The following is a 22422-nucleotide window of genomic DNA, read 5'->3' as shown; positions in this document are numbered from 1 at the left end:
GGCGTATCCTTCTTACGATAGCTCCATGCTGCCCGTCAGCTCCCGAATTTCTGCATCAGTTGCGTCAAGAAACAATTTGCTGTATTTCATTTTATTTTGTATATTGCGCTCGATGAAGGTATCATTGTCGGTCCAATAGTTAGTATAGAAGCGAGGGAACAGCGTAGTCTGTCGTTTGATGTAACCCGCGGAAAATTTTTTTGTATAGACGCTTGCTTGCGTGTTAAGTGCTGCTGGATCAAAAAATTGACGGCCAACTGGAGCCCGGCAGGGGATTCTGACGGGAACGGCAGATGGCCGCCGCCGGCTTGGACAGGGCCGGGCCGAGGCGGACGAACGAGCAAGAGCACCGACCAGGAATTGAAAATCAGACAACGCTTGCCGTCTTTTCCCAGGACGGCGTCTGCCGTTTCTTCTTCACATCTATCGCCACATAGCTTTCATCAAAAAACGGCACTTAAAAAAGGAATTACATACGCCGCGGTGAAGTTTTACAGGGCATCTTGATGGCAGCCGGATGGAAATGGGCATGACAATAAACTTGCGTGAGGTGCTTGCTTGCCGGGCACTTAGATGACGCGAGAACTGGAGATGAATGTGATGGACATCCAAGCACTGACGTCTGCGATTAGAGATCCTCTGATCAAGCGGGGCGTGGAGGAGGCAATACGCAAGACCCTGCTGCCCGCACTGCGGGAGGAAGCGTTTCGCGGCCATTTTATCGTCGATGCAGACGGTACGCACTTCGGCAAGGAATCGGTATTTCCCGGTTTGGATGCTTGGGAGATCGCCGGGGCTTATCTATGTCTCGGGAAGACGCGCAGCGTGCTCGATTTCTTCGAGTTCGTTCAGGCTTCCCAGCGTGCCGACGGACATATTCCGTTCGCGGTGTTTCCCGACGGACCCAATCTGGACCTCACCACCCATATGCGCGGGGTCGACTATCCGGCTGATGTGTTTGCTTACCCTTCGCCCGATCGGGAAGGGCATCCGGGGGAAGATGGCATGCGGCGCTGGGTCCGGTTGTTTAAGCACTGGGTTCCGACCAATCCGCTCGGCGTGCTGGCACCGGTCAGTTATATTCTGATGGCGGAGGAGATCATTCGGCATACCCATGACGTTCATTGGCTGCTGGAGAAGCTGGATTCGCTTGATAAGGCGGCCGAATATATCCGCTCGCGAAAGTCGGAGAACGGACTGATCGATGGAGCCGGCTTCTACGTTGAGCTGCATTCGCGCTACGAATGGGACGGGGTTACGCAATGCTATACGATCCACGTCTTCCGCATGCTTGCCCGCCTTCAACGATTAGCGGGAAATCCGGCACGCGCGGACGATTGGGAACGGGAAGCCGCGGTACTGGAGAACGATTTTCAGAAGCTGTTCTGGCAAGGCGACCATTTCGCGGAATACATTCATCCCGAATATGGTTTAGTAGACTTTCACGGCCTGACGGATGTGAATTGGGCTGCGATTGCATTCGGGATTGCAACCGATGAGCAAGCCGCCGCGGTGTGGCCGTTAATGAAAGCGGAGGAGCGGTTATGGCGCGGAGACATGCCGAGCCAGACGGTCGCGGTGCATTATTTGTTTCAAGCATGGGAGCTGCACGAACGTCTTCCTTTCGAGGGACGTAATATGGGCCCGCTGCATGATGTCTCCGCTATGGGACGTGTCTGGTATTTGGAAGCGCTTGCGTGCTTGCGGATGAACGATACCGAACGTATGATGACCTCTATACGCCTCGTTTGCCAAATGGGCGAACGGCACGACTGGTTCTGGCATGAGCGCTATCAACCGATGCAGACGTGGGATGTGCAGCCTACAGGGGCTTATAAATATTGCGAATATGCAGCGATCCTGGTGCGGCTCGTGCTTAGTAACCCCGGGTTGTTCCAGTAATTCAGACCATCATTATCATAACGGGAGATGAGATAGATGAGAGATACAAGTTTAGCGTACGCATTGACGGAGCTGCTTGAAGATGCAGCCGACAGACTGTTGGCCGGAGATATTCTTGGCACGGCCGATCCTCGGAATATCGCCGCTGCCATCGATGAGTTCTGCAGCCGGCGCTTGAATAGTGCTGTCAAGCAATGCCTGTATGCCGGCTTCAGCGTCGGCGCGTCGTTTGGGCTGGAGCTGGCGGACAGCAGGCAGGTGTTCATGAAGATCCATAAGCTGACCGGTCCGGAAACGATAACGGCCAATTCGCACCAATCGCTGACCGCTTCTTCGACGGTACAGAAGCATTTGGCGGAAAGCGGCTTTCCTTGCCCGGAAGTGCTCATCATGCCGGAGGAATTCGGAGCCGGAATCGTCACGGTCGACGCCTATGCCACGCCGGGCGAGCAGCAGGATGCGCATGATCCGCTGATTCGCAGAGCGATGGCGGAGACGCTGGCGGAGCTGATCGAGCGGGCACGCCCCTACCGGTCTCTGCCGGGACTGAATCCAGGCACGTTCTGTGCGAGCCGAACGCTCTATCCCATTCCGCACAACGCCTTGTTTGATTTCGATAAAGCCTATAAGGACTCGGATTGGATCGACGCGATCGCGAGATCGGCCAAAGATGAGATCGAAGCCAACCGCTCGAATCATAATCTGGTGCTGGGACATGTCGATTGGTCCGCCAAGCATTTTCGCTTCGAGAACGGGAAGGTCGTCATGATTTACGACTGGGACAGTCTGAAGCTGGAGGATGAGCTTCATCTGCTCGGTCTCGCGGCGGCGACGTTTCCGACGAACTGGGATATTCCCGTCGTCATCACTCCCTCACAGGAAGAATCCGCATGGTTCGTCAGAGAGTACGAAGCGGCGCGCGGGATTCCCTTCAAGGCGCAGGAACTGGCGGCCATTTCCGCCGCAGCCACGTACGTGATGTCCTACACCGCCAGGTGCGAGCTGGCGATCAATCCGAACAACGAGCGGTATGAAGGCAGTTTCCGTGAAGCGCTTCAGACGATGAAGGGAAACCGCTTTATTGCCTGGTAAACGGTGCCGCCAGCGTGTTGGAGAGGAGTTTCCAATGAGAGCGAAGCTGAAGTTTCCGTCATTATCGCTGTATTATCGGCTTGTTCTGACCTTTCTTCTCGTGCTGCTTCCGCTATACGGGTTGACCTTGACATTGAGCGAGGTCAACTCGAATGTCGTACAAGACGAGGTTACGAAATCGATGATGTCGCGGGTCCAGCTTTATCTGGATGTATTGGAGGAAGATTTCGATCGGATTCTCAAGTTTCAACAGGAATTCGTCAACAACGAGGATTTAATTAAGTTAAGCACGGCCGCGAATATCATGCCCGATTTCGAGAAGTCACAGGCGATTCTGCGGCTGCAGAGCCGGCTGTATCTGATTAAAGATTCGAGCCAAATTATCGAGAATGTCAGTGTGAATATTCCGCTGCTCGACCGGACGATTTCCTCCAATGCCCAATATGTCGAGCCGTTTGACGCGGAGGAGTATGAAGGGCTGGTTACGGAAAGCAATCGGTACGAGTCTCCTTTCGTCTATTGGCGGGACCGGCTGTACATCAGCGATTTCTATCCGTTATCGGCTTCATTAACCGAGCAGCCGCCGATCTTTGTCGTCAGCATTCAACTCTCCCGGGACGAAATACGCCAAGCGCTGCAGAAGTTTACGATCGACGGCAAAGGCGGGGCCGTACTGATTTACGATAAGGAAGCCGATCTGATCTTCGCCAATCGCGAAACCGAGTTCCGGGAAGCAGAGATCAACGCATTTCTTCAGGACCGCTTCACTAAGCCGCAGCCGAATCTAACGCTTGAATCGATGGTCGTCGGCAATGAGCCGAACTTCGTCGTCCTTGACCGCTCAAGCCAATTCGGCTTTATGCTGATGATGTACGTTCAGGAGAAGCATATTCTCGGCCCGCTGCGAACGTTCCGGATCGGCTATTGGCTGCTGTCCGGCGTTTCCGTCATCATCGTCGTCATCTTCTCCTATCAGATCTTCCGGATGATCCACCAGCCGTTGACGTCGCTTGTGCATTCATTTCGCAGGGTCGAAGACGGCAATCTCGGCATGATCAAACCGCATCAATTCAAGCATGAATTCCGCTACTTGTCCGATCATTTCAATTCGATGGTGATGCGGCTTAACGTGCTCATTCACGAAGTATACGAGCAGCGTTACCGGGCAAGACTCTCCGAGCTGCGACACCTGCAATCGCAGATAAATCCCCATTTCTTATACAACAGCTTCTTTCTTCTCTATCGTATGGCCAAGAACCAGGATTATGGCGTCATTACCCGGTTTACCAAATATTTGGGCGAGTATTACCAGTTTCTCACGCGCAGCAACACGAGCGGTGTCACGCTGCTGGCGGAGGTCAATCACGCCCGAACGTATACGGAAATTCAACATTTTCGCTTTCATGACCGCATTTCGGTGGAATTCGCCGAATTGCCTCCCGCATTCGTCTCTGTCCAGGTGCCAAGGCTGATCGTGCAGCCGATTATCGAGAATGCTTATGTCCACAGCTTGGAGCGAAAGGAAGAGAACGGACTTCTGCGGGTCTCGTTCGCCGAGGAGGACCGATGCATCGTCATCACGGTGGAAGACAACGGCGATGGATTGAGCGCTGGGAAGCTGGCCGATATGGATGCTCTTCTGCACGCGACCGGTCATGACGAGACCGAAAGCGCAGGCATCTATAACGTTCACCGAAGGCTGCAGATCGAATTCGGAATCAAGGGCGAATTGCGCTTGGCCGTGAGCTCTCTTGGCGGTTTGCGGGCGGACATCGTCATTCCTTTGACCCGGGAAGGAAAGGAGGCCGATTGACATGTACCGCGTGTTGATTGTTGATGACGAGAAATATACGGTTGACGGACTTTACGAAATGCTGCATGAGGTCGATCATATCGAGCTTGACATCTACAAGGCCTATTCGGCGAAGCAAGCCTTGCAATGGCTGGATCGGACGAAGATCGACATCGTTCTATGCGATATCCAAATGCCGGGCATGAACGGCCTGGAGCTGCAGCAGGTCATCAATACCCATTGGCCGTACTGCAAGGTTATTTTTCTGACGGGTATTAACGATTTCAGCACATCCCAGGCCGCGTTCCGGGGCGGGAGCGTCGATTACATCCTGAAGACGGAAGGCGACGAAGAGATCGTCAAAGCGCTCGAGAAGACGGTCGCCAGCCTCTCCGAACACTTTAGGAATGAACAAATTCTGCTTAAAGCCGCGGAACAGCTGTCCGCTGCAAAACCGGCACTGCAGAAAGAGTTCTTCATGAGCCTGCTGGAGAATGAAGAAGCTGCCCTCCGGTTGAAGCAAGAAGATTTCGATCAGGCATACATCCCGCTGTCCGCGGGCATGCCCGTCGTTGTCGCGTTAGGACGCGTGGATCGCTTTGGCCCTCATCTCAACACGTCGGAACGAACGATTCAGCTGTATGCAATTCGGAATATCGCGGAAGAGTATTTGAGCGGATTGCAGCTTACGGCCGTCATCCTGGACGAGGCGCGCTTCGCTTGGTTCATCCAACCGGAAGCGCACGGCGAAGAGCTGGATCGGGCACGCTGCATCCGCTTCATTCACGGGACGATGGAATCGATCCAGCGGACATGCCGGGAGCTGCTGCAGCTTCCCATCTCCTTGATCCACAGCGATTCGTTCGCCGCTTGGCCGAATGTCGCATTGACATTCAAGCAGCTGGAGAAGCTGTTGATCGTCGGCATGGGGCATGGGGGCGAGATGCTGCTCACCACCCGGACGCCGGATACGGCGCCCGCCGAAGCCGAGCCGGTAAGGACCAAGCCGGACTTGCGCGGCAAACCGTTCTATCCCGAAACGCTGCATGCGCTCCTTGCCCAAGAGCAGGAGGAGGATTTCCTCCGTGCCGTCGACGACTATATCGGAATGGACAAAATGCTCTCCTATAATAACCACGATTACCTCGAAGCCTATTACGGCATCTCGACGACGTTTCTCTCTTATATCAACCAATGGGAGCTATTCAATCGGATCGCCGGCGATATCGACGTGGACAAACTGATGAATCTTCGGGCGCACCGGTCCAAGGAAGAGGCGTTAGCTTATTTGCGATTCACAGCGAAAGTGCTGTTCAAACAAAAGAAAGACGAGCAAGCCCAGCGCACGTACAAAGTGATCGATCAGATCAATCAGTACCTCATGTCGAACTTGGGGAAGGATCTGTCGCTTACCCGGTTGTCCGAGGTCGCCCATATGAATCCGTCTTATTTGTCGCGCTTGTACAAGCAGCATACTGGCATTAACGTATCCGAGGCGATTATCGATTTGAAAATGTCAAAAGCCATAGAACTGCTTGCCAATCCGGTTTATAAAATCCATGAGATTGGAGCGATGCTCGGATTTGAGAACGCCGGATATTTTACGCGGTTCTTCAAGAAAAACATGGGTATGGCGCCGCAGGAATTCCGCGACCGGGGAAACAGGTAAAGAAAGGAGAAGAAACCGCAACATTGTGAAATAGGAAGGGCGATGGGGCTGCTCTATAATGAAACCGTATACATTTTGCTTCCTGCGGAAGCTGATGGAGGGAGATACGATAAGCATGGAGGAACTTGAATTAAGCAAGCAAGAGGGGGCCGGCTCATCTGTCTTTGAGATGGATTTGTCCAGCTTCAAGCTTTCCGACGAGCAGAAGTTTCTGTTCGATCTGAAAGGCTACTTGGTTATTCCAGGCGTATTCAGCGAGGCGGAGACAGCGGCCATGCGGGAGCAGGTATATAAGATTACACATGAACCCGGCAATCTGGCGCCTCATGAGAAGACGGTACCCGGAGGCGCTTCGGAGGTCGTTCTGCGCAATCCTGTTGTCAAAGGGGCGCTGAACGCGTTGATCGGACCCGATGTCCGGCTGGACAATCAATTCGTCGTCTGGCGCGAGAAAGGAATGAGGGACTCGCAGGGACCGCATCAAGGGGGGCCTGAGCGCAATCCGCATTTTCATTATCATGTATCGGATGGCCAGATCTACTCCGCGTTGACGCGCATGGTCGTCGAGCTGAACCCCGTCGGCAGGAGAGACGGTGGAACGGTGTTTCTGCCGGGCAGCCATAAATCGAATTTCCGCATCCCCGCTTCCGTCCGAACGAAGAGAGATGATATGTACGAGCCGCTATTCGACGCTTATGAATGCCCGGCAGGCTCGTTGATCTTCTTCAGCGAGAATACCTGCCACGCCGGCCCGGTCTGGAACAATCCCGATCATCCGCGGGTGGCAATCCTGTTCGCCTTCAACCACATCGGCTGCCGCTGGCATCGCCACCATAATGTCGCCCCCGAGGTGATCGAAGGGCTTGCTCCGGAAGCGAGATGGTATTTCCGCGATATTTGGCCATGGGACAACAATGACAAGTCCGGCAGGTTCGGCGGCCGGAACGTCGTGCAGGTGCATGCGGACGGTTCGCTGACAGCATCGCCTTGAACGTGCAAGGCGAAGGATCGCGCATTACTGAACCTACTTATACATCAATATAGGAGGGGTATAGGATGGCCGTCAAACCAAGGTATTTGCTTGCGATCGTCTTGGTATTCTTGCTGGTCGCTGCCACAGCGTGCAGCTCGGGAAACGGTAACAACGGGGGAAATAACGGCGCGAAGCCGGATAACGGAGCGTCAGGGAACGCATCCGAAGGAAATGCGGCGGGTGACGGCGGCAACGCGCCGGAGGCGGCGATTGAGCCGCTCGGGAAGTACGATCCACCTATCGAGGTGTCCACGGTGCGGATTATCAATGATACGTACAAATTCGCCGAAGGCGACACAATCGACAACAACGTCTGGTACAAGGCCTACGAAGATGAATTGGGCATCAAGATCAAGAATGATTGGGTTGTCAGCGGCGACGGCGTCGGCGGTCCGGGAGAGCAGAAGATGAACGTGTCCATCGCTTCCGGCGATCTGCCGGACATCATTCCGGTCAATGCGAACCAGCTGCAGCAGCTGATCGAAGCGGATCTGATCATGGACATGACGGACGTATTCGAGAAGTACGCGACCCCGTTGACCAAGGAAATCATGAACGCGGACGGCGGCTACGCGATGAAATCGGCAACCTCCGGCGGCAAGCTGATGGCGCTGCCGAATACGGGCTCCTCCATGGACGGGGCGGCGATGATCTGGCTGCGTTCCGATTGGCTGAAGAAGCTGAATCTGCCGGAACCGGTGACGATGGACGACGTGTATCGGATCATCGATGCCTTCACGAACGAAGATCCGGACGGCAACAACAAGAAGGATACGGTAGGGATCGCGCTTAACAAAGATATCATGGGCGGCTATGCGGGCTTGGACGGATTCTTCAACGCCTTCCATTCCTATCCGGGCATCTGGATCAAGGACGCCTCCGGGAAGCTGATTAACGGCAGCATACAGCCGGAAACGAGGGCGGCTTTGGCGAAGCTCGCCGAAATGTACAAGAACGGCCAAATCGATAAAGAATTTGGCGTCAAGGACGCCGGCAAAGCGGGCGAATCGCAGGGCGCCGGCAAGAACGGCTTCTCCTTCGGCCAGATGTGGAACCCGCTGTGGCCGCTCGTATCGAGCAAGGATAACGATAAGAACGCCGAATGGCAATCATATCCGCTCGTGTCCGTCGACGATCAACCGGCAAGGCCTCAAGTTTCCTTGGCCGTAGGCGGTTACTACGCGGTCAACAAGGATGCGAAGCATCCGGAAGCGGCCGTCAAATTGATGAATATGTTCATCGAGAAGAGCTACGGAGAAATGGCCGATCCGAATAAATACGGCAATGCCAACGGACTGGAAGTATTCAAGTATGCCGTTGAGATCGCCGCGCCCGCTACGAAGAACCTGGACGCCCATAAGGCTGTCACGGAAGCGATCAAGAGCGGAGACGCCTCGAAGCTCAATCCCGAACAGCAGTTGTATTATGACAAGATCAGCAGCTGGTTGAAGAAAGAAGACGGCTCGAACGAGCGCTGGGCATACGACCGCGTATTCGGCGAGGCGGGATCGTTCGTTGTCATCGACAAGTACGTGAGCGACAACCTGCTGATGAATAACGAGTTTTACGGGGCGCCTACGCCCACTATGGTATCGAAAGGGTCCAGCCTGAAGAAGATGGAGCTGGAAGTATTCACGAAAATCATTATGGGCTCTTCCCCGATCGACGCTTTCGACAAGTTCGTTCAAGATTGGAACAGCGTCGGCGGCGAGGCGATCACCAAGGAAGTCAACGAGTGGTATCAAGAGCAGCAATAACAGCAGCGGCCAAGAAAGAGTGAAGCAAGTTAAAAGCAGACGGGGGAAGGCTCGAGGGCGACTTTGTTTCTTCCCCCCTTTTGCATGCCGTGACACATCATTCGGCAGACGGGAGGATTGCAGCGTGGCAACAAAAAAATGGAGAAGGGAATTGCCGTTGCATCTGATGGTGATTCCCGGCCTTATCCTGGTTCTTATTTATCATTACGGGCCGATGGCCGGGATTACGATCGCGTTTCAGAAGTTTATTCCAGCCAAAGGGTTCTTCGATTCCAAATGGATTGGACTCGAAAACTTCCGTTACGTGATGTCGCTGCCCGACACATGGCAGATTCTGTGGAATACGGTCTATATCGCCGTCATGAAAATTGTAGCGGGGCTGATCGTCCCGATTACCGTCTCGCTTCTGATCAATGAAATGGGCAAGGCGCTTATCAAAAGGAGCGTTCAGACGCTCATCTATCTGCCTCACTTTCTATCATGGGTCATTCTGGGCGGCATTCTGATCGATTTGCTGTCTCCGTCCCAAGGGATCGTGAACCAGTTTCTCGGGTACCTGGGCATCGAACCGATTTATTTTCTGGGCTTGGACAACTGGTTTCCCTATACGCTCGTCATTTCGGACGTCTGGAAGGAATTCGGCTTCAGCACGATCGTCTATTTGGCAGCGCTGACGAGCATTAACCCTACGTTCTACGAGGCGGCGATCGTGGATGGCGCCAGCCGGTGGAAGCAGACCTTGTACATTACGCTGCCCGGGATGATGCCGATTATCATTCTGCTGACTACGCTCAGTCTCGGCAACGTGCTGAACGCCGGCTTCGATCAGGTGTTTAACCTGTATAGCCCGCAAGTCTACAAGAGCGGCGATATTATCGATACCTTCGTGTACCGGATCGGATTGGTCGATGCGCAGTACGGCGTGGCGACGGCGGTCGGTCTGTTCAAATCGGTCGTGTCCTTCTTCATGATCACCGTCTCGTATTATCTCGCTTACCGGCTCGCGAATTACCGCATATTCTAGGGGAGGGGGCAATCGCCTATGCAGTACATGACGCCAGGCAGGCGGCTCTTCGTCATCGTCAACTATACGTTACTGATCTTGTTATCGCTGCTGTGCCTATTGCCGCTCATTCACGTGCTGGCACTGTCCTTCAGCTCCAGTGCGGCTGCTACGGCGGGCTACGTGAAGTTCTGGCCGGTCGAGTTCACGACCAACTCGTACCAGTTCGTCTTGAAGAAGCCGGAGTTTCTCGCATCGGTCTGGGTGAGCGTTCAGCGCGTCGTGCTCGGCACGCTCGTAAACATGGTCTTGACGGTGCTGCTCGCTTATCCGCTGTCCAAGGAAGTGAAAGCATTCCGGATGCGCACCTTCTACGTCTGGATTTTCTTCCTCACCATTCTATTTAGCGGCGGACTGATTCCTTGGTATATGGTCATCAAGGAAACCGGTTTGCTGAATTCGATCTGGGCGTTGATCATACCCGGCGCCGTTCCGGTGTTCAACGTCATTTTGTTGTTGAATTTCTTCCGGGGGCTGCCGAAGGAGCTCGAGGAAGCATCGTTCATCGACGGTGCCGGCCATTGGACGACGATGTGGAGAATCTTCGTACCGCTCTCGCTGCCCGCCTTGGCGACCATTACGCTGTTTGCGATGGTCGGCCATTGGAATTCCTGGTTCGACGGCTTGATTCTGATGAATTCACCGGATAACTACCCGCTGCAAAGCTACCTGCAGACTGTCGTGATCAGGCGCGACTTGTCGCTTGTGTCGCAATCGAGCCTCGCGGACCTGGCCAACGTATCCGACCGTACCAGCAAAGCTGCCCAAATCTTTATGGGGGCGCTGCCGATCCTGCTGGTCTATCCGTTCTTGCAGCGTTTCTTCATGAAAGGAATTGTACTTGGCAGCGTCAAGGAATAGGTGTATTCTATTTCCAAATTCGTACTTAAGGAGCTGGTTCCCGTGAAAATAACCCGCGTCAGCTGTAAGCCGTTAATCCGCAAGGTTGAGAATCAATCGGCGCCGTCCTGGCTGTCCGAGACGGTCATTGCGAATCCGATGTCGATGTATCCCAAATATCATGCCCGCCGCTCATCGTGGATGGCGCCTTTTCCGAGCATGGCTGTGCTGATTGATACGGACGAAGGTATTCAGGGGCTTGGCATCTCTTATGGCGGCGATTCGATCCGCTCGATCGTCGAGGAGCATTTCGCAAAGCTGCTGGTCGGTGAAGATCCGTTCGATATCGAACGGCTGTGGGACCAGATGAATAAATCTACCTTGCCTTACGGCCGCAAGGGGATGTCCTCGTTTGCGCTTAGTGCGACCGACAGCGCGCTGTGGGATACTGTGGGCAAAGCGCTGAACCAGCCGGTATACCGCCTGCTTGGCGGCGCCACCAAGCCGGACATGCCCGTCTATCAGACGACCAACGATCGAACGGATTGGCAGGATGATTCGTTCTTCGGCGTGAAGCTGGCCATGCCTTACGGACCGTCTGACGGCCGGGAAGGGCTGCTGAAGAACCGCGATCTGGTCAAGGAGTGCCGGGAGAAAATCGGCGAGAAAAGGGAAATTATGCTGGATTGTTATATGGCATGGGACGTGGAATATACGTTCCGTATGCTTGATGCGCTCGAGCCCTACGGCGTTCGTTGGGTGGAGGAGGTGCTTGCGCCGGACAACATTCACGGGTATGAGAAGCTGGCCCGGTATTCGGGTCCGATCGCGATTGCGACGGGCGAGCACGAATACTTGCGATGGGCGCACCGCGATCTGCTGGCGACAGGCGCGATCTCGATTCTTCAGCCGGACGTCGACTGGGTCGGCGGCATTACGGAAACGAGGCGGATCAACGCCTTGGCCTCGGCCTGGGGCGTTACCGTTTGCCCGCACGCGGGCGGACTGCAGGCGCCTGCGCTCCATCTGATCAAGAGTCAGATCAACAGCCCGTTCGTCGAATGGGTCCGCACCTGGGACCGCGACAAGGGCAAACCGGAGCCCGTCGTCATCGGGATTCCCGATCCGGTGAACGGCCGGATCGCGCCGAGCGACGAGCCGGGCCTGGGCATCCGGCTGAACGAAGACATTTTGGTCTAAGCAGAGCGACGCGGACCTATGATGGATCATTCGATCGGACAAGGATGATTAGTCCGATGATGCACAGACTTGGCTCGGCTCCCGCAGTAGACCAGCCGTTAAACCCCCAATGGAACCGCGAAAGATGTGCGGCTCCATGGGGGTATTTGCTTTTGCGATCGCGGGTACCCGGTAGAAGACTTCCTATGCTGCAGCAACGGAACCCGCCATGGCTGACTGGATCGAAACAACATGGTAGTATGTTAATGATTGTAAGGAAAGGATCCGGCAATTAGGTCAAAACGACAAGGGGCGAAGAAACCATGCATCAGCTTTATCTGCGTAAGGAAGGCACCTCCCATCGGGAATCGAGCTGGGATACCACCGGAGGCAACCGGGATTTCATCGAGATCAAGGCGGGGGCGGCGGCTGTCATAGCGGATATCGAAGGCTCGGGGATTATCAAGCATATTTGGATGACCGTCGCATCAAGGGACAAGTTTGCCTTCCGTAAGGTTCTTCTGCGCATGTATTGGGACGGGGAGAACGAACCAAGCGTGGACTCGCCTGTCGGCGATTTCTTCGGTGTGGGTCACGGCGTGGCCAGCCATTACGTCTCGATGCCGCTTAACATGATCACGACGCAGGGTGTCATTGAGAACAAAGCGGCCATGAATTGCTTCTTCGAAATGCCGTTCCGCCGGCACGCGCGGATCGAGATGGTGAACGAATGCGAGCACGACATCGGTCTCTACTATTATGTGGACTATGTGAGGCAGCCGGTACCGGATGATGCTTTCTACTTTCACGCTTCGTGGCGAAGAGAGAATCCCACCAAGGGAACGGTGGATCTCTCCCTGCTCAAGGCTGAGCATGACAGACAGGACAAGGCCAGTTATTCCGACCAGAAAGTGTATGAAGTCAAGAATCTTACGGGGGACGAGAACTACGTGCTGTTGGATGCCGAGGGTGAAGGCCATTATGTAGGCTGCAATCTCAGCATCGATCATTTGAACCCCATGCCAGGGTTCAGTTGGCCCGGAGAAGGAGACGACATGTTCTTCATCGACGGGGAGCCTTGGCCGCCGCGTCTGCACGGGACAGGAACGGAAGACTATTTCTGCGCCGCATGGGGCTATCCGTCAGGCCATTACTATGCGCCTTATCATGGCTTGTCGCTGTATGCACCGATCCGGGAGAACGGCGATGCTTGGAAGGAAAGCCATACGATCTCTTTCAACGACTATTCCGGCAAAATGACACAGTACCGCTTTCACATCGTCGATCCAATCATTTTCAGAAGCGGCATTCGCTTCAGCATCGAGCATGGCCACGGGAACGCCCAGTCCAACGACTATTCTTCCGTCGCGTACTGGTATCAGCGGGAGCCGCACAAGGCTTTTCCCGAGATGCTGCCGGTTGCACTGCGGCTGCCGCTTGCCGAGAAAGACAGCGCTAGACGGTTTTATAAGACGTTCTAGCTTGGTCATCGCCGCTGCCGAGGCGGGAAGCGATTCGTAATAGATAGAACCGTCGGAGAGCAGCTTTCGACGGTTTTTCTATGTTCATTACGCAAGAGAGCTCTGTACAGAAAACAGGCGGCGATCCCGAACATTTCCCATGTCCGGTTCGTTTATATAGGTGACACGTTTCGCTTCAGAACCAGAGAGACAGGCTTCTGGAATTATTCGACGCCAATAAAGTGTTAGACTCCGAGCGGCTTCTACTCAACAAACATTAGCTGAGAGCGATGACGCGGAAGCACAAAATGTTCATATTCCTACATACTGGAATATTCTATAATCATTAATAGAGTCATATTCTTCTTTTTATATGCAGCTAGCCACCGAATCCGAAATACATCCCTTGTATGGCCAGGAGGTACATCATGCTAACGATTACGAATGAACTTATTACTATGTTAGCTCCTAATGCGGCAGCGATTGCGAATGCCAAGAAGATCTCGCAGAAGGGCGGCTTTGTCAAGCTCTATAAGTCCGAAGACAATACCTTCATGATGGGCGAATGCAGCGGCAGCGGAAAATCAAATTACAACACAACCGTAGATTCGATCAATCCGGAACAGCCGGTCTTCGGCTGCAGCTGTCCGAGCAGACAGTTTCCATGCAAGCATGGACTGGCCTTGCTGGTAGAAGCGATGGCGGGCAAGTCGTTCGAGAGCTGTGAGATTCCCGCGGACATTATCGAGAGACGGTCGAAGCGGGAAACCAGGCGCGAGAAGCAGGAGTCGAGCGAGCCGCCTAAAGTGAACAAATCCGCGTTAGCCAAGAAGATGAAGAAGCAGCTGGAAGGTCTGGATCTGGCAGAGCAATGCATGAATGACATGCTGAATGCGGGTCTTGGCACGATCAGCGGCAATTCGCTTAAGACATACACCGATCTAGCCAAGCAGCTTGGGGACTATTATTTGCCGGGTCCTCAAATTCTGATGAAGCGAATCATCCTGGAGATCGAGTCGTTAAAGGATGATCCGGGCCAAGCCGAACAGCGGTATGCACATGCCGTACGTTATCTGGTTCAGCTTCAAGCCGTCATTAAGAAGGCAAGGCATTTCCTCAGCAATAAGCTGGAGTCCGATCAGATCGAAGTAGAGGATTCTACGATCTATGAGAGCATCGGTTCAGTCTGGAATGCAGCCCAGCTGAAGCAGCTGGGATTATATAAAGAGAATAGCGAGCTGATCCAGCTCACATTCACAATCTATTATGATCAAGCCCGTGAAGAGTATGTGGATATCGGGTATTGGATGGAGCTAGAGACGGGCGTTATTTCGAAGACGCTCAATTATCGGCCGCTGCGCGCACTCAAGCATGTGAAGCAGGACGATACGATCTTCGATGTTGTGCAGGCGCGCGAGCTGTACTGCTATCCAGGTGATCTGAATAAACGTATACGCTGGGATGAATTCAAGATCCGGGATGCAAGCACCCAGGACATACATAAGATTGCGGAGCATGCTCATAAGGATATCGCATCGGTCGCCAAGCTAGTCAAGAATCAGATCAAAAACACGCTGTCGGATAATTTTGCCGCCGTGCTGCTCTCATACAAGAGAATTGGCAAGATTGGCGAGGACGTTGTGCTGGAGGATCAGAACGGTCAAACCTTACTGCTGCAAAATATGCCTGACGGTACAACCGAGCCTACGGTGGAGCTGCTGTCCTATGTGCCAAGTGATGCCTTATTGGAGCAGCAGGTGATGTTCGGACTTCTATATTATGATGCCGCGACGAAGAGAATGGCGATGCAGCCATGTGCCATTATTACGGACGAACAGATTATACGGTTGCTGTATTAGATTTGCTTACGTGAAGCTATCCAACAGTCTGATAGAGATGGGAGAATAGACACAATGAGTATTGCCGCACTTTATGATTTGCAGGAACGGCTGAACAGCTCCGCCATCGCGGGGGTGAATATGATTGGTGAGGACTTCAGGCTGCATCGCGCGATCGAGCAATTTAGCCAAGCCGCCTCAGCCTCTCCCGTATTTCAGCGAATCGCCCAGCAGCTGCAGCCTCTGACCCTGCCCGATACACCGAGCAAAGCCGCAGCTCTAATGGATGCGCTCGCCTTAATCGACGCTGTGCTCTATACGCAAGGAGCTACGCAAGTGAATGGGGAAGTGGAGCCAATCGCATCGAACGGCTCGCCCTATGTGGCAAGTCGCTATAGTGACTTGCAGCCTTTGAAACAAGCGCTGACCGAGAAAGGGTCGGGACGCTATGAGATCGTACGGTCGGCTTTTGAGTCACAATCGCCTGCGCTCCACGATTATCGGCTGAAGGCGAATCTAATCGTAGCTCTTGGCGACAGCTATTCAGATATGGCCGATCTCGTCAAGAACGTCCTCGCTGCGGAGGACGATGCGGTGATACCGCTGCTGAAGCAGCAGTTTGATCCGAAGGGTAAGCGGGAGATGGCACGCAGAGTGGAGGTCATCGAACAGATTGCGAAGGAACGCGAGAATGCTTTCTATATCAGTTTGCTTGACGGAAGCTCATCCACCGTGAGAGAGGCAGCCGTTCATGCCTTGAAGCATGAGGAGCAGAATACGGATATTTTAATTCAACTAGCAGAAACGGAGAAGGGCGCTGTGAAGACAGCCGCTTATGCCTCGCTTGTCCATATGAATAATGATCGTGCTGCAGCGCTCTGGTTGAAGCATGCGCAGAACAATCCGGCGGATGTGGAGGATTACCTCGACGATAATGTTAGTGATGCGATATCGGATGTTGTTGCCCAGAATCTCGCAGAGCTTATTGTCCCCTTGCTGGAGGAGAAGCGCTTCGAGCTGGAGCCCAAAGAGGTGGAGAAGCTGCGGACTGCGCTGCGCATGACGATTAACAAATCCTCTGCTTCCTTGATCTCCTTGTACGAGAAGCTGGCCGAGCATCAGAAGGAGCTTGGCAAGCTCCGGGATAAGCAGACCGCGCAGCTGCTGAACCTTGGCAGAGCAGACAGCAGCCTGTTGGAGGAAATTAATTTGAAATTGATCGAAGGCATGGTTAGCGGTCTGAATGCAGAGCTGCTGCCTGCAGTCGAGCGCTTGTACCGCAGCCATGGGCAGGTATATCTGCATGCAGGCTTCTCAGCCGCTCTATTAAGCAAGCCGGCTGAGGCTGTATATGATGAATTTGCGCCCATGATGCGGGATAAATCCAGTTTGGACACAGTCGTGGCTTGTCTGTCTCAGGTCCGTTACGATGAGCAGAAGCAGGCTTATTACCTATACGACTGCAGCTTTAACGGGAGCGTGCATTGGCAGAATGAAGATGCAAGGCCGCTCTTAGATTCCTTGGACCCCCGCTGGCTGGAGCTGCTGACGAGCCCTGCCGTCATTCAAGCATCGAAGTTCAAACGGTTATCACAGATGATGAGTTATGTAGATAGTGTACATACCGGCAACAAAATCATGGAGAAATACGATGTCATGCTGATGGGTCTCATCAATCCGCATAACAGGGACACCTCCGCGGTATTGTATCGTTATTTTCTGCAAGCTTCCAAGGAGCTGTACACCGATATCCATCTCTATGCACTGTATCGTCTGGGTCATCGTGAGTTCCATGACTTGCTGCTGCAGCTGGTGCAGAAAGCAAATTTCTCTGCGTATCAGTTGAAGAACGTGTGCAATGATCTGCATCTGTCACGGGAAGAGGAGATTAAGCTTCTCCAGGGTATGCTTGCGTTGATCGAGAACGGCAGTTTGAAGAATCGGTACTATACAGCGGGGCGGCTGCAGTCACTGCTGGAGCAGCTGCAAGCGGGCGAGGAAGTCACGTATTGGTAGAACCGAATCATTGTACGATCACTATTATCGAAAATAGGAGTGACTATATATATGTCGAGTACAGCAGAGTTTCAACGTTTGCCCGCTGAGGCCATGTATCAGCACGAGATGGATGCGTTAATTCAGGCGGAATCTGATCCGATACCGACAGGATGGAGCATGTCGCCCAAGTCGGTCCTTACTTATATAACAGGTGGAACGGTCAATGGCGTGGAGATTACGCCGAAGTATTTGGGCCATAAGCGGCTGATTGAGATTGCAATTGCGACGCTTCTTACGGATCGCTCCTTGCTGCTAATCGGTGAACCAGGAACAGCGAAATCATGGCTTTCCGAGCATCTGACCGCAGCCATTAACGGCGACTCTACGAAGGTGGTACAAGGAACGGCAGGAACGACGGAGGAGCATATCCGCTACTCGTGGAACTACGCGATGCTGATCTCGCAAGGGCCTTCCAATGAAGCGATGCTGAAGAGTCCGATCTATCGGGCGATGGAGAGTGGAACGATTGCAAGGTTCGAGGAAATCTCGCGCTGTGCCTCCGAGGTGCAGGATGCGTTGATCTCGATCCTATCGGAGAAACGTGTCTCCGTACCTGAGCTGGCCTATGAGCTGCCGGCGAAGAAGGGCTTCTCCATTATTGCGACCGCCAATACGCGCGATAAGGGCGTCAATGAGATGTCGGCCGCGTTGAAGCGCCGCTTTAATATCGTTGTACTACCGTCACCTGCAGACATTCAGACGGAGATCGATATCGTGAAGACGAGGGTAACTCAGCTGTCCGCGAATTTGGAGCTTCAAGCACAGCTGCCTAGCGATGAGCTGGTGGAGAAGGTCGTCACGATCTTCCGCGAGCTGAGGGAAGGCGTCACCTTGGATGGTAAACAGAAGCTGAAGACGACGAGCGGCGTCCTCTCTACAGCTGAAGCAATCTCGCTGCTTGCCAACAGTATGGCATTGGCAGGCGGCTTTGGTACGGGAACGATCACCGATTACGATGTGGCTGCTGCCCTGCAGGGTGCTATCGTCAAGGACGAGGATAAGGATAGTATCGCCTTCAAGGAGTACCTTGAGAATATTGTGAAAAAGCGCGGCGAGAAGTGGCGCGATCTGTACAAGGAGTGCAAGGAGTTGAACGGATAGTGGTGAATGAGCCTATTCTATTCGGAGTAAGGCACTTGTCTCCTGCAGGCTCGTGGCATCTGTTAGAGCTGCTGAACCAATTGAAGCCTGATATTGTCCTGGTTGAAGGACCCAGCGACCTGACGGATCAGCTTGTTCATCTATGCGCACAGGAGACGAAGCCGCCGATCGCCATCATGGCATACAGCGAGACCGTGCCGATCCGCACGATCCTATACCCATTCGCCGTCTATTCGCCTGAGTATCAGGCGATTAAGTGGGCTAATGAGCATCAGCGGGCTTGCCGTTTTATCGATCTGCCATCATCCGTGTTCTTGGCGATTCAGGAGAAGCGTGCTGTGATTGAACAGCGGCAGGCGTCGGAGGAGCCGAAAGCGGGTACGTCAGCGGTTGAGGCGGCGGAGCCTTCCTTGAATGTGAATAAGGGTATTGCAGAAATCACAGGCGAGGACAGTCAGGAGACATTTTGGGAGCGGCATTTTGAGCATAACATGGGCAGCGGGGCTTATTCCCAAGGGGCTAATGAATATGGCCGTCAGCTTCGAGAGTGGAGAGATGAAGATCCGCTGGACGAGGCCGAGAATCTGCTCCGAGAAGCGTACATGAAGCATCAGATTGAGCTGGCCATCGCGGAGGGGTATTCTCCTGAGAAGATCGTCGTCGTCACCGGCGCTTATCACGTCGATGGGATCCGCGCCATAACGGCGCTCAGCAGCGAGGAGATTGCTTCCCTGCCTGCTATTCCTGCACAGACGACGCTGATGCCCTATTCGTATTATCGCTTATCCTCACGCTCCGGATACGGTGCCGGCAACAAAGCGCCAGCATACTATGAGCTGTTGTGGGAGAGCTTGAATGCGGGCAAGCCGGAGCATACAGCCTACACCTATCTGGCTCGGCTGGCAGCTTATCAGCGACAAGCGGGGCATATGGTATCCGCGGCGGAGGTTATCGAAGCCGTGCGGCTAAGCCAGACGCTGGCTCAGATGAAGGGCTTCACCGTGCCGTCCCTACGGGATTTGCGGGATAGTGCTGTGACGTGCATGGGTCACGGACATTTCTCGGAGATTGCGCTGGCCGTTGCGGATACCGAGATCGGTACGAAGCTGGGCAGCTTGCCTGACGGCATTAGCCGTACGTCCATTCAAGCGGATTTCTACCGATTGCTTAAGGAATTGAAGCTCGACAAGTATAAGTCGACGGTAGCACAAACATTGGAGCTGGACCTGCGCGAGAACACGCGGGTGAAGTCGGAGCAGGCGGCTTTTATCGACTTATGGCGTTCCTTCTTCCTGCACCGCCTTCAGATGCTGGGCATTAGCTTTGCTGGGAAGCAGCGGATCGATCAGACCAAGGCGACTTGGGCAGAGAGCTGGAATATGCAGTGGAGTGTGGAGGCGGAGATTCAACTGGTCGAGTCCGCTCTGAAGGGTGAGACCGTAGAGCTTGCAGCGGCGTTCGTGTTCAAGGAGCGGATCGAGCAGAGTCAGACAATATCGGAAGCTGCGGCAATCATTCAAGATGCGTGCATGTGCGGCATGCCGCAATCGGTTGAGATTGCAACCTCGGCCCTGCAGAGGCTGGCGATCGATGCCGCTTCCGTGAAGGAGATTGCGGATACCGCACACAGCCTGTCCATTGTCATTCGCTACGGAAGCATTCGTCGGCTTGATTATGGGGCGCTCGTACCCATCCTGCAGCAGCTGTTCTTCAGAGCGTGCCTGATTATGGCGGATAACTGCAGCTGCGATAACAAGGCTGTGAATGATGTCATCGATGCCATGGTTCTGTTGAATGAAGTCTCCATCAATCATGACTTCGTTGATTCGCAGAAGTGGCTGGAGCTGTTAACAGAGCTGTCCAACCGGGACGATATCAATACCAAAGCCTCCGGCTTTGCGACTGCCATCCTCCTAGAGCGCGGCATCATGGACAATCAATTGCTTGCCGTAGAGGTTGAGCGCCGGTTGTCGAAGGGGATTCCGGCCGATCTGGGAGCGAGCTGGTTCGAAGGGCTGGCGATGAAGAACAAATATGCACTCATCACAAGACTTAGCCTATGGGAGAAGCTAAGCGAATATTTGGATACGCTGGACGATGAAGAATTCAAGCGTGCGTTGGTCTTCCTTCGGAGATCGTTTTCCCAATTCTCGGCCAAGGAGCGCAGCGATATCGCGGAGAACCTGGGCGAAGTATGGGGGTTGAACACTCAGCAGGTTAGCGATGTGTTGAACCGGGAAACGACGGAGCAGGAGCAAGAGATGCTGTCGGGGCTGGATGATTTTGATTTTGATGATATTTGAGGGATCAGTGAACATAGTTGGAAACCCATACCGGCCGTAGGCAGGTTGTTGTCACGGAACTTCTAGTGGGATCCGTGCAAGGTGAAGATGAAATATGGTTAAGGGGCATGATGATCATGGAGCAAGCGAAGCGTATCGCGCGATGGCGGCTGATACTGGGAGTAGACAGCAATGCCGCGCTTGAACAACTGTCCAACCAGCCATGCCAGCTCACGGCAGAACAGGATCTGATGGATCAGGCGTTGGCTGCGTTATACGACAACACCGGCGGAGGTGGTTTCGGGCAAGGGGGCGGCAAGGGACCCTCCTCCCCGCAGATTACCAAATGGCTCGGTGATGTGAGGTCGTTGTTCGACCAAGAGATGGTCACCATCATCCAGAATGATGCGATCGAGCGCAAGGGCTTGAAGCAATTAGTATTCGAGCCGGAGATCCTGCAGCAATTGGAGCCGGATATTAACCTGGCTTCAACGATGATGATGCTGAAGGATCACATTCCGAAGCGTTCCAAGGAGGGAGTCAGACAATTCATCGGTAAGATTGTTGAAGAAATCAACAAGCTGCTGGAGAATGACATACGCCGGGCTGTGACGGCGGCCTTGAACAAGAAGCAGCATTCGCCGATTCCTTCTGCCGCGGCGATCGATTACAAATATACGATTAACCGCAATCTGAAGAATTATAATCCCGAGCTGAAGACGATCATTCCCGAGCGCTTCTACTTCTACGATCGAGCGAACCGTACCAACAATTGGACGGTTATCGTAGACATTGACCAGAGCGGCTCCATGGGCGAATCCGTCATCTACTCGTCGATCATGTCCTGCATTCTGGCGAGCATGAACGCGATTAAGACGCGGATCGTTGCCTTCGATACGGAGATTATTGATCTGACCGAGAAGAGCGATGATCCGGTCGATCTGTTATTCGGCATTCAACTCGGCGGGGGCACGGATATCAATAAATCCGTGGCGTATTGCCAGCAGTTTATCGAGAATCCTTCGAAGACGATATTCTTCCTCATATCCGATCTGGAGGAAGGGGGCAATCGTGCGGGATTGCTGCAGCGAATTGAGGAGATGAAGTCCTCGGGCGTAACGGTTATCAGCCTGCTTGCGATTGCAGACGGGGGCAAGCCTTACTATGACACGCAGATGGCACAGCGAATTTCTGCCATGGGCGTTCCTTGCTTTGCGTGTACGCCTACGCTGTTGCCGCAGTTACTTGAGTTGGCTTTTAAGGGGTATGATTTGAAGGCGTTTGAGAAGAGTTTTGAGAAGGGTGCGGGGGGATGAGTATTGCCCCTTTAAGGAACTTAGCTGACTAAGTTCCTTA

The 22422-nt window shown here is 53.7% G+C and carries 16 protein-coding genes; 15 read left to right on the top strand and 1 reads right to left on the bottom strand.

The genetic code is table 11. The features are described from left to right. Window positions 1–12: 12 nt before the first annotated feature. Complete coding sequence (locus tag NNL21_RS22770; protein ID WP_204821684.1) at window positions 13–375, bottom strand: hypothetical protein; 363 nt, start codon at window positions 373–375, stop codon at window positions 13–15. 225 nt (window positions 376–600) lie between these two features. On the opposite strand from NNL21_RS22770, the gene NNL21_RS22765 reads away from it, so the two are divergent. From NNL21_RS22765 to NNL21_RS22695, 15 genes are all read left to right on the top strand, one after another. Continuing rightward, window positions 601–1902 (top strand): glucosidase family protein, encoded by a 1302-nt coding sequence (locus NNL21_RS22765; protein ID WP_204821685.1) that lies wholly within the window; start codon window positions 601–603, stop codon window positions 1900–1902. Between the two features lie 36 nt (window positions 1903–1938). Further along, the gene (locus tag NNL21_RS22760) at window positions 1939–2994 is read left to right on the top strand and encodes a hypothetical protein (protein WP_204821686.1); all 1056 of its coding nucleotides are present in this window, start codon (window positions 1939–1941) and stop codon (window positions 2992–2994) included. A 34-nt stretch (window positions 2995–3028) separates the two neighbouring features. After that, window positions 3029–4807, top strand: a complete 1779-nt coding sequence (locus NNL21_RS22755) for a sensor histidine kinase (protein ID WP_204821687.1) — start codon at window positions 3029–3031, stop codon at window positions 4805–4807. A gap of 1 nt (window position 4808) precedes the next feature. Next, window positions 4809–6455, top strand: a complete 1647-nt coding sequence (locus NNL21_RS22750; protein WP_204821688.1) for a response regulator transcription factor — start codon at window positions 4809–4811, stop codon at window positions 6453–6455. A 58-nt stretch (window positions 6456–6513) separates the two neighbouring features. Then, entirely contained in the window at window positions 6514–7446 is a 933-nt protein-coding gene (locus NNL21_RS22745; protein ID WP_256555411.1) for a phytanoyl-CoA dioxygenase family protein, read from the top strand. 65 nt (window positions 7447–7511) lie between these two features. Further along, complete coding sequence (locus NNL21_RS22740) at window positions 7512–9245, top strand: extracellular solute-binding protein (RefSeq protein WP_204821690.1); 1734 nt, start codon at window positions 7512–7514, stop codon at window positions 9243–9245. A gap of 124 nt (window positions 9246–9369) precedes the next feature. Then, entirely contained in the window at window positions 9370–10269 is a 900-nt protein-coding gene (locus NNL21_RS22735; RefSeq protein WP_256555410.1) for an ABC transporter permease, read from the top strand. Window positions 10270–10287: 18 nt separating this feature from the next. Continuing rightward, a complete protein-coding gene (locus tag NNL21_RS22730; protein ID WP_204821691.1) occupies window positions 10288–11169 on the top strand; it encodes a carbohydrate ABC transporter permease in 882 nt (293 codons plus the stop codon). Between the two features lie 42 nt (window positions 11170–11211). Beyond that, window positions 11212–12348, top strand: a complete 1137-nt coding sequence (locus NNL21_RS22725) for an enolase C-terminal domain-like protein (protein ID WP_204821692.1) — start codon at window positions 11212–11214, stop codon at window positions 12346–12348. 302 nt (window positions 12349–12650) lie between these two features. After that, window positions 12651–13808 (top strand): glycoside hydrolase family 172 protein, encoded by a 1158-nt coding sequence (locus NNL21_RS22720; RefSeq protein WP_204821693.1) that lies wholly within the window; start codon window positions 12651–12653, stop codon window positions 13806–13808. Between the two features lie 407 nt (window positions 13809–14215). Further along, window positions 14216–15646: an SWIM zinc finger family protein gene (locus NNL21_RS22715; protein WP_204821694.1), complete on the top strand. Its 1431-nt coding sequence runs from the start codon at window positions 14216–14218 to the stop codon at window positions 15644–15646. A 54-nt stretch (window positions 15647–15700) separates the two neighbouring features. After that, the gene (locus NNL21_RS22710) at window positions 15701–17641 is read left to right on the top strand and encodes a HEAT repeat domain-containing protein (RefSeq protein ID WP_204821695.1); all 1941 of its coding nucleotides are present in this window, start codon (window positions 15701–15703) and stop codon (window positions 17639–17641) included. 51 nt (window positions 17642–17692) lie between these two features. Continuing rightward, the gene (locus NNL21_RS22705) at window positions 17693–18784 is read left to right on the top strand and encodes an ATP-binding protein (protein WP_204821696.1); all 1092 of its coding nucleotides are present in this window, start codon (window positions 17693–17695) and stop codon (window positions 18782–18784) included. Beyond that, complete coding sequence (locus NNL21_RS22700) at window positions 18784–21087, top strand: DUF5682 family protein (RefSeq protein WP_256555409.1); 2304 nt, start codon at window positions 18784–18786, stop codon at window positions 21085–21087. The genes NNL21_RS22705 and NNL21_RS22700 overlap by 1 nt, the downstream gene beginning before the upstream one ends. A 116-nt stretch (window positions 21088–21203) precedes the next feature. Further along, window positions 21204–22382, top strand: a complete 1179-nt coding sequence (locus NNL21_RS22695) for a VWA domain-containing protein (protein ID WP_309145348.1) — start codon at window positions 21204–21206, stop codon at window positions 22380–22382. Window positions 22383–22422: the final 40 nt, after the last annotated feature.

This window comes from Paenibacillus mendelii (assembly GCF_024498075.1).
GTDB lineage: Bacteria > Bacillota > Bacilli > Paenibacillales > Paenibacillaceae > Paenibacillus_Z > Paenibacillus_Z mendelii.
The sequence above is the reverse complement of the archived record's forward strand: the minus strand, read 5'-3'. Positions and strand labels throughout refer to the sequence as shown.

Coding starts and splice junctions, on each gene's coding strand:
- NNL21_RS22715 (WP_204821694.1), top strand. CDS start 14,216: ATGCTAACGATTACGAATGAACTTATTACTATGTTAGCTCCTAATGCG.
- NNL21_RS22705 (WP_204821696.1), top strand. CDS start 17,693: ATGTCGAGTACAGCAGAGTTTCAACGTTTGCCCGCTGAGGCCATGTAT.
- NNL21_RS22720 (WP_204821693.1), top strand. CDS start 12,651: ATGCATCAGCTTTATCTGCGTAAGGAAGGCACCTCCCATCGGGAATCG.
- NNL21_RS22765 (WP_204821685.1), top strand. CDS start 601: ATGGACATCCAAGCACTGACGTCTGCGATTAGAGATCCTCTGATCAAG.
- NNL21_RS22760 (WP_204821686.1), top strand. CDS start 1,939: ATGAGAGATACAAGTTTAGCGTACGCATTGACGGAGCTGCTTGAAGAT.
- NNL21_RS22730 (WP_204821691.1), top strand. CDS start 10,288: ATGCAGTACATGACGCCAGGCAGGCGGCTCTTCGTCATCGTCAACTAT.
- NNL21_RS22710 (WP_204821695.1), top strand. CDS start 15,701: ATGAGTATTGCCGCACTTTATGATTTGCAGGAACGGCTGAACAGCTCC.
- NNL21_RS22740 (WP_204821690.1), top strand. CDS start 7,512: ATGGCCGTCAAACCAAGGTATTTGCTTGCGATCGTCTTGGTATTCTTG.
- NNL21_RS22750 (WP_204821688.1), top strand. CDS start 4,809: ATGTACCGCGTGTTGATTGTTGATGACGAGAAATATACGGTTGACGGA.
- NNL21_RS22755 (WP_204821687.1), top strand. CDS start 3,029: ATGAGAGCGAAGCTGAAGTTTCCGTCATTATCGCTGTATTATCGGCTT.
- NNL21_RS22745 (WP_256555411.1), top strand. CDS start 6,514: ATGAAACCGTATACATTTTGCTTCCTGCGGAAGCTGATGGAGGGAGAT.
- NNL21_RS22695 (WP_309145348.1), top strand. CDS start 21,204: ATGGAGCAAGCGAAGCGTATCGCGCGATGGCGGCTGATACTGGGAGTA.